We start from the raw sequence: 15,934 nt of genomic DNA on the forward strand, positions 1-15,934 counted from the left end.
CTATTATTCAACAGCAATTTCTATAAAAAGTTAAATTAAAAATTCTGTGTTAGATAAAATCATAAAATTTAGCATCAACAACAAGATTGTTATTGGCGTAATGACCTTGTTGTTGATTATATGGGGCTCGTGGAGTGCAACGAGATTGCCCATTGATGCAGTTCCTGATATTACCAATAATCAGGTTCAGATCATTACAGTTTGCCCGACATTGGCGGGACAGGAAGTAGAGCAGTTGGTAACGTTCCCAATTGAACAGAGCATTGCCAATATTCCCAATATCGAAGAAACCCGAAGTATTTCAAGATTCGGTCTATCGGTTATTACCGTTGTATTTAAGGAAAATGTTGATGTCTATTTTGCACGTCAACTCATAACTGAAAAACTGAAGGAAGCTTCCGAAGAAATCCCGAAAGGCGTTGGAACGCCTGAGCTTTCGCCAGTCAGCACTGGTTTAGGGGAAGTGTACCAGTATATTCTCCATCCGAAAAAAGGTAGCGAGAAAAAGTATTCCTCCAAAGAACTGCGAACAATGCAGGATTGGATCGTAAGAAGACAGCTGAACGGAACTCCCGGTGTCGCAGAAGTCAATAGTTTTGGAGGAGAACTGAAACAGTATGAAGTAGCTGTCGATCCCAACCGTCTTAGGGCAATGGGAATCAGCATCACAGACCTTTTCACCGCTTTAGAAAAGAACAATCAGAATACAGGAGGGGCTTATATTGATAAAAAACCAAATGCCTATTTCATTCGTGGAATCGGCGTCGTAACTTCGCTTGAGGATATTAGAAATATTGCCATTGATAATAAAACTGGCAGTGTTCCCATCTTTGTCAAAGATGTTGCGGAAGTCCGTCTCGGCAGTGCAGTTCGCTATGGAGCAATGACCTATAATGGTCAGGTAGATGCTGTTGGTGGTATTGTTATGATGCTGAAAGGAGCAAACAGTAATGAAGTTGTCAATTTAATTAAGGATAAAATTCCGACGATCCAGAAGTCACTCCCAAATGATGTGATTATAGAGCCGTTCCTGGACCGTACAGATCTTGTTGGAAGAGCAATTAATACGGTTGAGAAAAATCTTATTGAAGGTGCACTCATCGTAATTTTTGTACTGGTCGTATTCTTAGGAAATTTCAGAGCAGGATTGATTGTTGCCTCTGCAATCCCACTATCACTCCTTTTTGCATTAGGGATGATGAATGTTTTCGGAGTCAGTGCCAACTTGATGAGTTTAGGCGCGATAGATTTTGGATTGATCGTTGATGGTGCCGTGATCATCGTGGAGGCTACACTCCATCATTTGGGTCTTAGAAAATCTACTCAAAGACTGACACAGTCAGAGATGGATGAAGAAGTTTTCCTTTCCGCTTCTAAAATCAGAAACAGTGCTGCATTTGGGGAAATTATTATCTTGATCGTTTATATTCCTATTCTAACTTTGGTGGGTGTTGAAGGTAAGATGTTCACGCCAATGGCAAAAACAGTTGGCTTTGCAATTTTAGGAGCTTTGATACTATCGTTGACCTATATTCCTATGATGAGCGCCTTGTTCTTATCTAAAAAGATTTCGACAAAAGCAAGTTTCTCTGATAAGTTGATGGATAAACTGCAAGGTATCTACCAGCCAATATTGCAAAAAGCGGTAAAAATTAAAGGAGTGATTGTTTCAGTGACTATTGCTTTATTCGCATTGAGCCTCATTATTTTTAGCAGGATGGGAGGAGAATTCATCCCGCAATTACAGGAAGGAGATTTTGCTTTTCACTGCATATTGCCCCAGGGAAGTTCACTGTCGCAAAGTATTGAAACGTCTATGCAGGCATCCCGAATCATCAAAGGTTTTGATGAAGTGAAAATGGTAGTGGGAAAAACAGGGGCTGCCGAAGTTCCCACTGACCCAATGCCTCCGGAAGCGACTGATCTGATCATTGTTTTAAAGCCACAGGATGAGTGGAAGAGTAAAAAGTCTTATGATGAGCTGGCAGATGAAATTTCAGAAAAATTAGAATTGATTCCCGGTGTATTTTTCGAGAAGAACCAGCCTATACAAATGCGCTTTAATGAACTAATGACTGGAATCCGTCAGGATGTGGCGGTGAAAATCTTTGGTGAAAATTTGGATTCCCTTACAATTTACGCAGATCAGGTCGGTAAAGTCATTCAATCTGTTGATGGGGTTACTGCTCCACAAATTGAACGCATCAGCGGGCTACCACAGATCAATGTAGAGTATGACCGCACAAGAATGGCAAACTATGGGTTGAGTATTGAGGATGTTAACAATACTTTAAGTACAGCTTTTGCAGGTAAATCTGCTGGTCAGGTTTTTGAGAACGAAAGACGTTTTGACCTGGTTGTCAGACTCGACAGTCTTCACCGAACCAATATCGATGACGTCAATAATTTGATGATCTCAACTGGTACCGGAAACCAGATCCCACTTTCCCAGGTAGCGAATATCAGCTATAAACTAGGCCCATCTCAGATCAGCCGTGATGAAGGGAAACGTAGAATTGTGATTGGATTTAATGTGAAAGACCGTGATGTTGAAAGTGTAGTAAAAGATATTCAAACTAAGTTGGATAAGCAAGTAAAATTACCTTCAGGGTATTACTTTACTTATGGCGGTCAGTTTGAAAATCTCCAAGCCGCAAGCAAAAGACTGATGATTGCGGTTCCGGTTTCTTTACTCCTGATATTTTTTTTGTTATACTTCACATTCCGCTCATTTAAGCAGGCTGCATTAATTTTTACTGCGATACCGATGAGTGCAATTGGCGGAATTTTCGCATTATTGATAAGAGATATGCCATTTAGTATCAGCGCTGGGATTGGTTTTATCGCTTTGTTTGGCGTTGCCGTTCTTAATGGGATTGTTCTTATCGGAACCTTCAATCAATTGGAAAAAGATGGCGAAACCGATATTCTCAAACGTGTTTTTGAAGGAACCAAAACAAGACTTCGACCAGTCTTAATGACCGCAGCCGTAGCTTCATTTGGTTTTCTTCCGATGGCCATTTCAACAGGAGCCGGAGCGGAAGTTCAGAAACCGTTGGCAACAGTGGTTATAGGTGGCTTGATCACTGCGACTTTCTTGACGTTATTTGTTTTGCCAATGTTGTACATTATTTTCAATACAAAATTCAGAAAGAATCATTTTAAAATGAAATCTTTGACAACGATTGTCGTTGTAGGATTTTTACTTGTAGGGCAAACTTTAAATGCTCAAAATATAAAAACATTATCGGTGGAGCAGGCGACAGAAATGGCTTTGAGTAATAATTATTTAGTAAAAACGAAGGATCTGGATATTAAAGTTTCTGAAGCCTTAAAACCTACAGCCAATGAACTTCCAAAAATGAATTTTAGTGCGCAGCTTGGACAATACAACAGTCCGAAGTTTGACCAGTCGTTTTCCATTTCTCAAAGTATTCCTTTCCCGACTTTGTTTAAGGCAAGAAAGGAACTTATTGCTCAGGAAATCAAAGGGAAACAGATCAGCAGAGAACTAACTGTTAATGAGCTTGCAAAACAGGTCAGAACGTATTTTTATCAGATTGAATATTTACACTACAATCAGAAGAAACTAATGAAACTCGATAGTCTGTATCAGGATTTTATCAGGATTGCAACCGTCAGATTTAATGCAGGTGACATCAAGAAGATAGAAATCAGTACAGCGGAAACGCAGAAAGGTGAGATCAATCTATTATTAAATCAGAATAAAATCTATCTTGATAATGCTTACAAAAATTTGAAAACGCTTTTAAATACAGATGATCAAATCGAGATTCCGCTTAGTGAAAATTATCAGCCACTGAAATTTGAATATATATTGGACAGCACTACAATTGCCAATCATCCAACCGTCAAAGCATTCTATCAGGAAATGGAAATTGCCGAGAAAAATAAAAATGTAGAAAAATCCCAGGGCTTACCTGAATTCAGTTTGGGTTATACGAATCAATCGATCATTGGTTTTCATACCGTGAATGGGCAGGAAAAATATTACAATGCAGGGAACCGTTTTAACGTTGCCAACATTGGGATATCAATACCGTTGACGTTTGGAGCAACCAAAGCAAGAATTCAGTCCTTGGATTATCAAAAGCAAATGGCAAAATCCAATGCGAAACTTCAGCAAAAACAATTGTCCGCCCAACTTGAAAACGTATTGAACCAATACAAACAGGATATTCTGCAATATGAATATTATGTCGGTCAGGCTTTGCCAAATGCCGAAAAAATTGTGAAAGCTGGTCAGCTCGGTTATAAAACAGGAGAAATCTCCTACGTTGAATACCTTTTTGCATTGCAGACCGCAACCAATATTCAGCTCAAATATCTGGAATCAATTCAGCAGGTCAATCAGTCTGTGATCAACATTAACTCTTTAATCAATAAATAATATGAAACAACATATCATCTACATCGCCTTTGTCTTGGTTTTTTTCGTAGGCTGTGGAAAAAAGGATGCTTCAACTGAAGTGGAGGGCGAAGTGAAAACCGAACAAGCCGAAGAGCACGGCGAAGAAGCCCCACAGACTATCGCTAGCTTGACTGGAGAGCAAATGAAAGCGGTGGGCATCACTCTGGGCAAAATCGAGATGAAAGAACTGACTTCTACCATCAAAGCCAATGGAGCACTTAGAGTTCCGAACAATAATAAAGCGACCGTCACATCAATGTATGGTGGGATTATTAAAACTTTGAATGTGCAGATCGGGGATTTTGTAAGAAAAGGACAGGTAATTGCCTCCATTTCAAATCCGGAATACATTCAGTTGCAAGAGCAATACCTGACTGTGAAAAGTAGGATTGCATTTGCAGAACAGGAATACAGGAGACAGAAGGAATTATTTGATAATGATGCCGGCGCAAAGAAGAACCTTCAAAGTTCAGATGCTGAACTGAAAACCCTGAGAACACAAAGATCTTCTGTGCAGAGACAGCTTCAGATTATGGGCATCAATCCCGCCAATGTCAATAATGGAAATTTGCGATCCGGTTTAGTGATCACATCACCAATCAGTGGAACGGTCAGTACTATTTCTGCACAAATTGGAAGTTACGTTGACATCTCATCACCTGTTGCAGAAATCATAGATAACGGTTCCCTGCATCTCGATTTGCAGGTTTTTGAAAAGGATCTGCCAAAAATGAAAGTTGGGCAAATCGTCCATTTTAAATTAACAAATAATCCTGAAACCGAGTACGATGCAAAAATCTACAGCATTGGTTCATCCTTTGAAAACGACAGCAAAACAATTTCGGTTCACTGTTCTGTAACCGGAAACAAATCCGGACTGATCGACGGAATGAATATCACAGGAATTGTCAGCCTGGATAAAAGTACAACACCCGCAGTTCCAAACGAAGCCATTATAGAAGCCGACAGCAAATATTTCATTTTTGTCAGAACAGACAAAAAAGCTGAAGAACATCACGAAGAGGCGGAAGGTGAACATTTAGATGAGAAGAAGATATCTGAGAAAGAAGAAAAAATGACAAATTTTGAAAAAATAGAAGTTGTAAAAGGTTCTTCCGATATGGGATATACTGCAATTACAACCGTTAATGAAATTTCTGCAAATGTGGAAGTTGTTATTAAAGGTGCATTTTTTGTCAATGCTAAACTGAGTAATTCCGGGGAACACGAACATTAATTTTAAAATCTACAACAATGGAACACAAACATATTTACGACAAGGAAGGAAATCAGCTTTGCTGCACACCTCAGGAAGGCAAAATCTACAATGATGCTGGCGCCAAAAAATTACTTGAGGATGACAAATGCTGTTCTACCAAAAATAACAAAGCTGAAACGCACAGCGAGGACGACGGGCACGACCACGACCATAGCACTGGTGAGAAAAATACATTTCAAATGTTTTTACCAGCAATTGTTTCTCTGGTTATTCTGTTGATAGGCATCGTACTGGATAACTTTTTTCCGCAGGAGTGGTTTCAAGGCTGGGTACGGATCGTATGGTATGCGGTGGCTTATTTGCCTGTGGGTCTACCCGTTCTAAAAGAAGCGTATGAAAGCATTGCCAAAGGTGACGTTTTTTCGGAATTTTTTCTAATGGGCATTGCTACTGTAGGCGCATTTGCAATCGGTGAATATCCGGAAGGGGTTGCTGTTATGTTATTCTACAGTGTAGGAGAGGTTTTCCAGACACTTGCTGTTTCGAAAGCAAAGAATAATATCAAAGCATTGTTGGATCAGCGTCCTGATGAGGTGACCATTCTGGAAGGTAACCAACCAAAGACCATCCCTGCCAAACAGGCGAAAATTGGAGATATTGTACAGCTAAAATCAGGAGAGAAGCTGGCTCTGGACGGAGAGTTGGTAAGTGAATCCGCATCGTTCAATACTGCGGCATTAACTGGTGAGAGTAAGCCTGATACCAAAAACAAAGGTGAAAGCGTGCTTGCCGGAATGATCAATCTACAAACTATTGCTCAGGTAAAAGTGACAACTGCTTACGAAGACAGTAAGTTGAGCAAAATTCTGGAATTGGTACAAAATGCGACAGCTCAGAAGGCACCTACTGAACTTTTTATCCGAAAATTCGCAAGGATTTATACACCCATTGTCGTCGGACTCGCAGTACTGATATGCCTACTACCATATCTGTTCGTGGAAAATTATGTTTTCCGTGACTGGCTTTACAGGGCATTAGTGTTCTTGGTTATCTCTTGTCCTTGCGCTTTGGTTATTAGCATTCCTCTAGGTTATTTCGGCGGAATTGGCGCAGCTTCAAAGAACGGTATACTGTTTAAAGGAAGTAATTTTTTAGACATTATTGCCAATATTAAAAATGTGGTGATGGACAAGACCGGGACAATGACCGAGGGCGTCTTTAAAGTTCAGGAAGTTACTTTAAAATCTGAATTTGATAAAGATGAAATTCTGAAGATGGTAAATGCTTTAGAAAGCAAAAGTACCCATCCGGTCGCTACGGCAATCCATCAATATGTCGGCGAAATTGACCATTCTATACAATTAGAAAATACAGAAGAAATCGCTGGGCACGGATTGAAAGCCAGTATCAACGGAAAAGATCTACTTGTGGGAAATTTTAAATTGATGGATAAGTTCAATATCAAATATGATCTTGACCCTACGCAAATCGTTTATACAATAATTGCAATCGCATATGATAGAAAATTTGCAGGCTACATTACTATTGCAGACAGTATAAAAGCTGATGCACAGCTGAGCATTGATAAACTTAAAGCCTTAGGTGTAAAAACCACGATGTTAAGTGGAGATAAGAGCACTGTTGTACAATTTGTTGCAGATCAACTGGGAATAACTAACGCCTTTGGCGATCTGTTACCGGAAGATAAGGTCAACAAAGTAAAAGAGATCAAATCACAAAATGAAACAGTTGCCTTTGTGGGAGACGGCGTCAATGATGCCCCTGTTGTTGCCTTGAGCGACGTAGGTATTGCAATGGGCGGATTGGGAAGTGATGCAACCATTGAGACCGCAGATGTAGTCATTCAAGACGATAAGCCAAGCAAAATACCGATGGCGATCAATATCGGAAAGCAAACCCGGAAGATCGTTTGGCAAAATATTTTTCTAGCTTTTGCTGTGAAAGCGATTGTACTGGTATTGGGAGCTGGTGGATTAGCAACAATGTGGGAAGCAGTTTTTGCGGACGTAGGAGTTGCTCTATTAGCTATATTAAATGCTGTCAGAATTCAAAGAATGACTTTTTAATAATGCTATTTATAAGTATTAAAAAAACAGAGATGCTTTAAAAGTACATTTACAACTTCATATTTAAGGCTCAACTAGATGGTTGAGCCTTAAATATAAAAGTTATTATCCTGAAGTAATCGTTTAATCTATTAATGAGCGTTTGAAGTATTTTAAAACATAAGTAAAAAAAGAGCCCACGCCGTTGTATATACTCACTGAGTATTTAGTGAGTGTTCAACACCTCACCCTGCGGGTGTACAAGCACCCTCGTTATTTTTTTCCTATCCAATGATCAATTCTATACCCGCCTTTTCTGCTTTGTATTTTATTTTGGTCTGCAATTCATAATAACTCCAGTTGCGAAGCACAAATTCCTGTTCTTTAGCAATACCTATCTTGTCTTCCTGATTTTTAAGTATCAATGTGCCTGCCTTTTGCTGGATACAGAAATCGATAAGTTTTCGGCTATAAAGGTGAAGCCGATGACTTACATATCTGCTTTCCAGATTCTCTGTCTTATACAATGCTTTCTGTTTGCGTTTAACTCCATTTCCTGAACGGGCATAGGCGATACCGTCTTGAATCCTTTTCTGACTTGCCTGGATCGCAAGCCTGCGATACAGGAACTCCTCTTTCGAGCCAATATTGATTCGCACATTGTTGGCCTTTACCACTATCGGGTGTTCCAAAGACAGGGAAGCCTCTGCAATGATTTCGGGTTTTAATTTATGTTCTTCTTTTTCAAATTCAAATACTGCAAGCCAATAGATCTTTGCGGCTTTCAGCTGGATCTGTGATGTGCAAAGCTTTATCTCTCCCCTTAAAAGACGTTCCATTATCAATCGCTTGTCGGTAAAATCTTTCCCTAAATAAGTTTTAACCGGAATAGCAAACATATTGAAGCTATATGCTTTCTTTTCGGGATCATACTTCATTTTGCTGATGCATTTGACCGGAAGCGGAATTGGAATATCTTTCTTAAAGTTTCGCAATGATTTTGTTCCCTGCCAATAGTCGGCTTTGTTTTTAGAGAAGGTCGATTGAATCGTATTGTTCAGGCTTCCCAGAATATCAGTAGGTATTTCTCCCTTGAAACGATCGAAGACCATCCGTGCAGTTGTGTGTGTTTTTGATCTTGTAAATATTCCCATTTCATCTTTATTTACATCCGCCAGCTTGTATTGTATTTCTTCTGTAAGGTAAAAGAAATCCTTAATCATTTCCTGAACATACAGATGGGAAACGATAAAATTAGCCGCTCGGAAACAGCGGTTCTGATACCGGTAGAGTTTTTCCCACATCTCTTTTTGTTCATTTGCAGGAAGATCGATCAGCAACTGAATTCTTCGGGTCAATGTCATCGTGGATTTTTCCATTTCAAAGAGGTATTTCAGAAGTGTTTTGATTTTGTAAATATTGATATGCATACAGAAATTCCCGATGTACTTCCTTTTCAGGTAATTTGAGTTCTCGGGCAATAACTGTAAATGAAGATTTCTGCTCAAACCTTCTTTTCAAAATATCGAGTTGTTGACTACTGAGTTTTTCTGACTGTTCCTTGTTATCGAAAGCTTTTTCCTGTGGCTGTTCAAAAGAACTTCTATTAAGAATTTTTCGAAGATCATTTATAGCTCTGCTTACCTCATTGCTGATGTCTTTCACACTACTTCCCATTGCTTCTGCGATTGGTTTGTGCTGAAAGCCATATACCAAGCAAAGCTCGATCAGGTGTTTTCTTTTGGGATCCAGAACGGGTAAAACTTTTTTGACTTCATCGAAATTTTTCTGATCCGACTCGTGACTGAGGAGATTCTCTTTATCAGTCAGGGGATCATAACCCACAAGATAATCCTGATAATTCTCAAAACTTTCAAGAGAAGCCATTAAGCGGCTGAATTTATTTCTTGGAGCGGTTACATACGATATAGAATCTCTTTTCATCACAAACCGTAAAAAGCCAGTAATATGATTAGGCGTTTCAATGGTGTCACGATGCAGCCACAATTTAAGGAAGGTGTCCTGAACGATAGTATTCACCACAAAATCATCCTTAAGCACCTGCCATCCAACCCAGAAAAGAAGTCTCTTGTAACGCAGATGAATATGTTCCAAAGCGGTTGGATTGCCTTTTTTCAACAGTTCGTACAACTGAAGATCGGTCAACTTTCTAGGCAATGATTCTGTTCTTTTCATAAGCAGCTTATTTTATCTAAATTATTGCTGGAAGTAACTGCTTAGATAAATAAGGTGAATTCCTTTGCATCATTGAAAATACTTACTACATTTTTCCTAAAAGAAAAGGCGTGGAACTCAGCTTACAGCATTAGAGGCACTGGTATACCTGTGTACGATAAGTGAGCCCACGCCGAAGTCGTGGGCACATTTACTTATCTCCTCGTACACATAAAATTACCAGTTTTCTAATGCGAGAATCTAAGCAATAGCTTCTATATTTCTTTGAACTATCGCAAAGTTACACTCTTGTAACTTGTATTACAAAGATAACAAAAATAATTTAATTACGGTCGAACGACCGTAGAATTTCAATAACAAAATATTTCTTTTGTTATATGATTGACATAAACGAGAAAATCTGTTCGTATATAACTAAAAATTGGTTGATTCCTTGGCTTAAAGAAAATAAGTCACAGAACTCGTTTGCTAAAAGCCACGATATTGAAGAAAGTACTGTACGGAAAATCAAGAGTGATGGTACATATAGAATTCCTGTTGAAACACTTTATAGAATTTGTAAAGCAAGAAAACTTACTCTTGAACAATTTTTCAACCTCATTAACGAATAAAATACCGACAATAGTTGCTATTTTATTATTATAAAAATCTGTATTAAGATTATCGTTTGGTTAGAATATTCGTCACGCAGTTAAAAAAAAGAAGAGGTTTATTTACAATGAAAATTGTGAAATTTAGGTTTAACTTGATTATGTCGAGATTATATAAAAAAGGATTATTAATGGTTAATATAAATTATAGCAACAAAATCCATCTCAAAAAGATGGATTTTGTTTTAATGTAGAATAAAATTTGTGCGAATTTCTTTACATAATTCGTTGAAATTAATAATTAAGCGAAATACCAAATCCCCATCCCATATCACTGTCATAATGTGTACGAATACCCACATTTTTATTGATAATATATTTTAGCTCAGTCATATATTCCATATCGGTGTTTACCATAAAACCCGCCCTCAATCTTTTTGTAATCGGAATGTCTTCACGCATCAACGACAATCGTACAATACCATCGTGATATACTTCTGCCTGAAAGTTTACTAACATTGGCAAAGTGTACATCAAACCTAAACTAATGGCTCTACGTGTATCTTTTTCATTTTTTTGTCCAAATAAATTGGTTTCGTGTTCATCCATACCCATTTTACGATATCTCCAATCAAAACCAATAAAGGGCATAAACCATTGCATTTTACCTATGTATCGTCCTAAGTGCGTTTCTACTTCATACCCGTGCATATCATTATAGCCTAAACGCCATTCTGTACCTAAACTCCATCTTGCATTCTGAAGCATTGCGTCACCATCATTCCCATTGGTAGCGAAATCATTCTGCGCCATAAAGTGTGGCATATTACTCTCTCGCTGCAACATATTATATGCTTGTTTTTTGTCAGGTAAATTCGGATTTTGATAATCGTCAACTGCAAAAACTCTATTCATCCCCGACATCATATGGTAAAGTATATGACAATGGAAAAACCAATCTCCTTCTTCATTTGCTAAAAATTCGATGATATCTGTTTCCATTGGCATTATATCCAATACATTTTTAAGTGGTGATTTTTCGCCTTTACCGTTGATTACCCTGAAATCAAAACCGTGCAGGTGCATCGGATGTCGCATCATTGAGTTATTGTAAAGGGTAATGCGTAAGATTTCTCCTTTCTTTACAGGGATTTTATCAACTTCTGATAGGATTTTGTTATCCATACTCCACACATAGCGGTTCATATTTCCTGTAAGGGTAAATTTCAATTCTTTTACTGGAGCATCTTTAGGAAGTTCCGTATTGGAAGGAGATTGTAACATTGCATAATTCAGCGTTTTGATTTCTCCCAAAGCATTTGCATTGTAACGGTTGGGATCATTTTCCATATTCATATTGTGTTGACTATGATCTTCTTTCTGCTTACTATCTCCTGTGATTTCGGGATACATTACCACATTCATATCCATTTGGTTCAAGCTCATTTTCATTCCCATATCGTCCAAATCGCCATTCATCTTCATCATATCATTCATCATTTTCATCCCCTCAAAATATTTAAGGCGAGGAAGCGGAGAAATAAGCTGTTTAATACCATTGCCCACAAAATAACTTGCAGATTGTGTTCGGTCTTCAGTAGTGGCTAGAAACTCATAGGCAACCCCATCGTTAGGAATTGTTACTACTATATCATAAGTTTCGGAAACTGCAATGATTAATCTATCTACCTCTACTGGCTCTACATCATTACCATCATTGGCTACTACAGTAATTTTACCTCCTGCATATCGCAACCAAAAATAAGAGGATGCCCCACCATTTGACACTCGTAATCTTACTTTATCTCCTGCTTTTAACGTTTTACCATCAACCTTTTTTAAATCAGTAGAATGATTTCCGTTAATTAATATTTTGTCATAATACACATCGCTTACGTCCATTGCCAGCATCCGCTTCCATTCATTCTTTACTTTTGTTTTAAAATAACCTTCTCTAATGGCTTCTGCGTAAGATTGTGTTGCATTTTTTTTAATAGCCGCCCAATCATTGGCATTATGTAACATTCTGTTAATGTTATCCGGGTTAAGGTTTGTCCACTCACTTAAAATGATGGGTACGGTAGGCAAATCATCAATTCCCTCTCTAAAAGTTTTATCATCCTCACGCTTTTTCATTACAAAACTGCCATACATACCAATCTGCTCCTGCAGACCCGAATGTGAGTGATACCAGTGCGTTCCGTGTTGGATAATCGGAAAACGATAGGTATAAGTTGAACCTGCTGGAATGGGTTTTTGAGTAAGCCAAGGCACACCATCCTCTTTATTGGGTAAAAAAACGCCATGCCAATGTAGTGATGTACTTTCTTTTAATTGATTATGTACAACAATTTCGGCTGTATCACCTTCTGTGAAAGTGAGCGTGGGCATCGGTATTTGTCCATTTACTGCTATGGCTCTTTTTTCTTCACCTGCATAATTTACTAGAGTATCTTTTACAAACAGTTCGTAACGGACTGTTTTTGGCGGTTTTGTGTTTACAATTCTTTTTACGGTTTGAGGCTTTTCTTTTGGCATAGACATATTGTTCATTTTGTCCACCATTTTCGGCTGCTCTTTTGGAGGTATCTGCATTTCATCGTTCTTTTTGTTTGATGACTGCTTTACCGTTTTAGCCTTTTCTTTTATCAATTTCATACCACACTTTAGACAGTTGCCTGGTTTTGCGGCGTGGATTTCGGGATGCATCGAGCAAGTATAAGTTGCCTGTTGCACCTTTTCGTTTTTACTCATATCCATACCTTTCATATCCTGTGCTTGTGCAAAGGTGTACATGGCAAGGATGAATATTACTAATGTTATCTTTTTCATTTTTATTTTTTTATTTTTAAAAAACTTGCATTGATTGCAACTACAACTGTACTAACCGTCATTAAAACCGCACCTGCTGCCGGACTTAATAAGATGCCTTGTTTATATAAAACACCTGCTGCCAAAGGCAACGCAATAACATTATAACCTGTTGCCCAAATTAAATTCTGTATCATTTTTCGGTAAGTGGCTTTGCCAAATAAAATGAGGCTTACTATATCTTTTGGATTGCTGTTTACTAAAACAATACCTGCGGTTTCGGCTGCTATATCGCTCCCGCTACCAACTGCAATACCAACATCGGCAACTGCTAAAGCTGGTGCATCGTTTACGCCATCGCCTGTCATTGCAACAAATTCGTCTTTGCTTTGCAGTTCTTTTATTTTTTCTAATTTTTGATGTGGCAATACTTCGGCAATAAAACTATCCATGCCTAAAGTGTCACTTACACTCTTTGCTACTTTGTTGTTATCGCCGGTAAGCAAAATGGATCTGATATTGTTTTCTCTTAAGGTCTTGATTGCTTCTGCTGATTCAGGGCGGATTTCATCTGACAAAGCAATGTAACCTGCCAACTGATTATTGACGATTAGAAACACAACTGTCTCTGTGTCGTTGGCAGTAAAGCTTTCGGGGATTGCTACATTGTTTTCTTTTAAATATCCCGGACTAACCACCAATATTTTTTTGCCCTCAACAGTTGCTTCAACGCCTTTACCTGTGATGGCATTGAAATTTTCTGTTGCAGGAATTGTGATTGATAAGTCTTTTACTTTTCGCAATATGCCTGTTGCAATTGGATGTTCTGATTTTTGTTCCAATGCTGATGCAAGGCGAATGATTTCATTTTCGTCCAACTCTTTTTGCAACGAAACGACTTTTGATACTTCAAATTTTCCTACGGTCAATGTTCCTGTTTTGTCAAAAACTACGGTGGTTATTTTTCTTGCATTTTCAAAGGCTGTCCTGTTTTTAATAAGCAATCCGCTTTTAGCTGATAAGGCTGTAGATTTTGCAACAACCAATGGAACTGCCAAACCCAAAGCATGAGGGCAACAAATAACAATTACGGTTACCATTCTTTCCATTGCAAAAGCCAATGATTGCCCTGTGAGATACCAATATAAAAATGTGGCAATGCCTGTAACCATTGCTATAATCGTAAGCCATCTTGCAGCTTTGTCTGCTAATAGCTGCGTTTGTGATTTTGATTTTTGCGCATCGTCCACCAATTTAATTACCTGTGATAAGTAAGAGTCTTTTGCTGCATGGGAAACGGTAACTTTTATAGAACCGTTGCCATTGATTGCGCCTGCAATTACTTTATCGCCTTTTACTTTTTGTACTGGTTTGCTTTCGCCGGTAAGCATACTTTCATTCAGGTAGCTTTCGCCTTCTAATATTATTCCATCGGCTGCCACTTTTTCGCCTGGCTTTACTAAAATAATGTCGTTCTCTTTTAATGTCTCGGTTTTTACATCATGCACCATGTTGGGCATTACCATATGTGCATCGGCTGGCATTAACTGTACCAATAATTCTAATTCTTTTGACGCACCTGCAACAGATTTCATTTCTATCCAATGCCCCAAAAGCATTATGAGTATTAGGGTTGCCAATTCCCAAAAGAAATCCATACCCTGTAACCCAAACACAATTGCAACGCTGTAGATGTAAGCAACTGTTATGGCGAACCCGATTAAAAACATCATGCCGGGGTTCTTTGCTTTTACTTCGTCAACCAATCCTTTTAAAAATGGAAAGCCGCCATAAAAAAACACAACGGTTGACAATGCAAAGAGTATGTATTGCGAACCTGCAAACTGCCAATCAACTTTCATAAAATGTTGTATCATGGTTGATAGCAACATGATTGGAATGGTTAGGATGAGCACAACATAAAACCTTTTTTTAAAATCGGCAATCATCATGGCATGGTGGTTATGTCCTGCCATGCCCATTGATGGGTTTGCTCCATGCTGCATATTGCTCATGTCATGCCCTGTATGGATTTCTTTATTTTCTGTATGTTGATGTTCCATATAAATAATTTTATTTGCAACAATCCTTTTTGCGAATATAGATTGTTTTAAGAATGGTGATTAATATTTTTTTTGTGCACTGCTTTTAATTTTCTATTGAAAGGCTGTCTGCTTTTTTGTTCATCCAATCCATTATCAAACTTTTTTGCTCTTTTGAGAGCTTTGCGTAGCTGTGCATTATTTTATATGAAGCTAAAGGCATTTCATCGTCTTTAATTTGGTTTGCTATTCCTTTCAATTTACTTATTTGCCTTCGACTACTAATACTGCCAAACTCACTAAAGTTTAATTTTTCTTTGCCATTATCAATATGCCTTTTCATCATCCACGCCATAGGCTGTATGTTGGAATACCACGTATTTTTGGTATTATTGCTATGACAATCGTAACAGGCATTTTGTAAAATGTTTTGCACATTTTCCGGAACGGTATAAACTTTTGCAAAATAGGTTTTGTCAACCTGCCCCTTATTTACATTGAGGGCAGGCTGATATAATTGTATAGCAATAAAAAAAAACAGTACTATTGCCAAAATTATCTTTATTACTTTTTTCATT

9 protein-coding genes are annotated in these 15,934 nt (G+C 38.2%); 4 read left to right on the forward strand and 5 right to left on the reverse strand.

From position 1 onward, the window contains the following. Positions 1-46 precede the first annotated feature (46 nt). The 3 genes from ASG21_RS01360 to ASG21_RS01370 are packed head-to-tail and all read left to right on the forward strand — an operon-like array spanning position 47 to position 7,738. A complete protein-coding gene (locus tag ASG21_RS01360; RefSeq protein ID WP_082482327.1) occupies positions 47-4,411 on the forward strand; it encodes a CusA/CzcA family heavy metal efflux RND transporter in 4,365 nt (1,454 codons plus the stop codon). A 1-nt stretch (position 4,412) separates the two neighbouring features. After that, a complete protein-coding gene (locus ASG21_RS01365; RefSeq protein ID WP_056013321.1) occupies positions 4,413-5,669 on the forward strand; it encodes an efflux RND transporter periplasmic adaptor subunit in 1,257 nt (418 codons plus the stop codon). Between the two features lie 17 nt (positions 5,670-5,686). Then, positions 5,687-7,738: a heavy metal translocating P-type ATPase gene (locus ASG21_RS01370; RefSeq protein ID WP_056074849.1), complete on the forward strand. Its 2,052-nt coding sequence runs from the start codon at positions 5,687-5,689 to the stop codon at positions 7,736-7,738. A gap of 263 nt (positions 7,739-8,001) precedes the next feature. On the opposite strand, the gene ASG21_RS01375 is transcribed toward ASG21_RS01370, so the two are convergent. Together ASG21_RS01375 and ASG21_RS01380 are read right to left on the reverse strand one after the other, a co-directional pair. Continuing rightward, complete coding sequence (locus tag ASG21_RS01375; protein WP_056075237.1) at positions 8,002-9,096, reverse strand: hypothetical protein; 1,095 nt, start codon at positions 9,094-9,096, stop codon at positions 8,002-8,004. Between the two features lies 1 nt (position 9,097). Next, the gene (locus tag ASG21_RS01380) at positions 9,098-9,913 is read right to left on the reverse strand and encodes a sigma-70 family RNA polymerase sigma factor (RefSeq protein ID WP_056012979.1); all 816 of its coding nucleotides are present in this window, start codon (positions 9,911-9,913) and stop codon (positions 9,098-9,100) included. A gap of 377 nt (positions 9,914-10,290) precedes the next feature. Here ASG21_RS01380 and ASG21_RS01385 point away from each other — a divergent pair, with 377 nt between their 5' ends. Beyond that, positions 10,291-10,524 (forward strand): helix-turn-helix domain-containing protein, encoded by a 234-nt coding sequence (locus ASG21_RS01385; RefSeq protein WP_056012977.1) that lies wholly within the window; start codon positions 10,291-10,293, stop codon positions 10,522-10,524. Positions 10,525-10,797: 273 nt separating this feature from the next. Here the strand turns inward: ASG21_RS01385 and ASG21_RS01390 are convergent, their stop codons facing one another. The 3 genes from ASG21_RS01390 to ASG21_RS01400 all read right to left on the reverse strand — a co-directional run bounded on the left by ASG21_RS01390 (position 10,798) and on the right by ASG21_RS01400 (position 15,933). Beyond that, a complete protein-coding gene (locus ASG21_RS01390) occupies positions 10,798-13,335 on the reverse strand; it encodes a multicopper oxidase domain-containing protein (RefSeq protein ID WP_117590171.1) in 2,538 nt (845 codons plus the stop codon). Between the two features lie 2 nt (positions 13,336-13,337). Further along, positions 13,338-15,377 carry a copper-translocating P-type ATPase gene (locus tag ASG21_RS01395; RefSeq protein WP_056012974.1) on the reverse strand — a complete coding sequence of 680 codons (2,040 nt, stop codon included), beginning with the start codon at positions 15,375-15,377 and terminating at the stop codon, positions 13,338-13,340. A gap of 85 nt (positions 15,378-15,462) precedes the next feature. Beyond that, positions 15,463-15,933, reverse strand: a complete 471-nt coding sequence (locus ASG21_RS01400; protein ID WP_056012971.1) for a heme-binding domain-containing protein — start codon at positions 15,931-15,933, stop codon at positions 15,463-15,465. Between the last annotated feature and the right edge of the window lies 1 nt (position 15,934).

Origin of the sequence: Chryseobacterium sp. Leaf394, from assembly GCF_001424105.1 — a bacterium.
Classification (GTDB): Bacteria; Bacteroidota; Bacteroidia; order Flavobacteriales; family Weeksellaceae; genus Chryseobacterium.

Excerpts from the sequence above, each read along its gene's own strand:
- ASG21_RS01380 (WP_056012979.1), bottom strand. The coding sequence starts at position 9,913 with ATGAAAAGAACAGAATCATTGCCTAGAAAGTTGACCGATCTTCAGTTG.
- ASG21_RS01370 (WP_056074849.1), top strand. The coding sequence starts at position 5,687 with ATGGAACACAAACATATTTACGACAAGGAAGGAAATCAGCTTTGCTGC.
- ASG21_RS01390 (WP_117590171.1), bottom strand. The coding sequence starts at position 13,335 with ATGAAAAAGATAACATTAGTAATATTCATCCTTGCCATGTACACCTTT.
- ASG21_RS01365 (WP_056013321.1), top strand. The coding sequence starts at position 4,413 with ATGAAACAACATATCATCTACATCGCCTTTGTCTTGGTTTTTTTCGTA.
- ASG21_RS01400 (WP_056012971.1), bottom strand. The coding sequence starts at position 15,933 with ATGAAAAAAGTAATAAAGATAATTTTGGCAATAGTACTGTTTTTTTTT.
- ASG21_RS01385 (WP_056012977.1), top strand. The coding sequence starts at position 10,291 with ATGATTGACATAAACGAGAAAATCTGTTCGTATATAACTAAAAATTGG.
- ASG21_RS01375 (WP_056075237.1), bottom strand. The coding sequence starts at position 9,096 with ATGGAAAAATCCACGATGACATTGACCCGAAGAATTCAGTTGCTGATC.
- ASG21_RS01395 (WP_056012974.1), bottom strand. The coding sequence starts at position 15,377 with ATGGAACATCAACATACAGAAAATAAAGAAATCCATACAGGGCATGAC.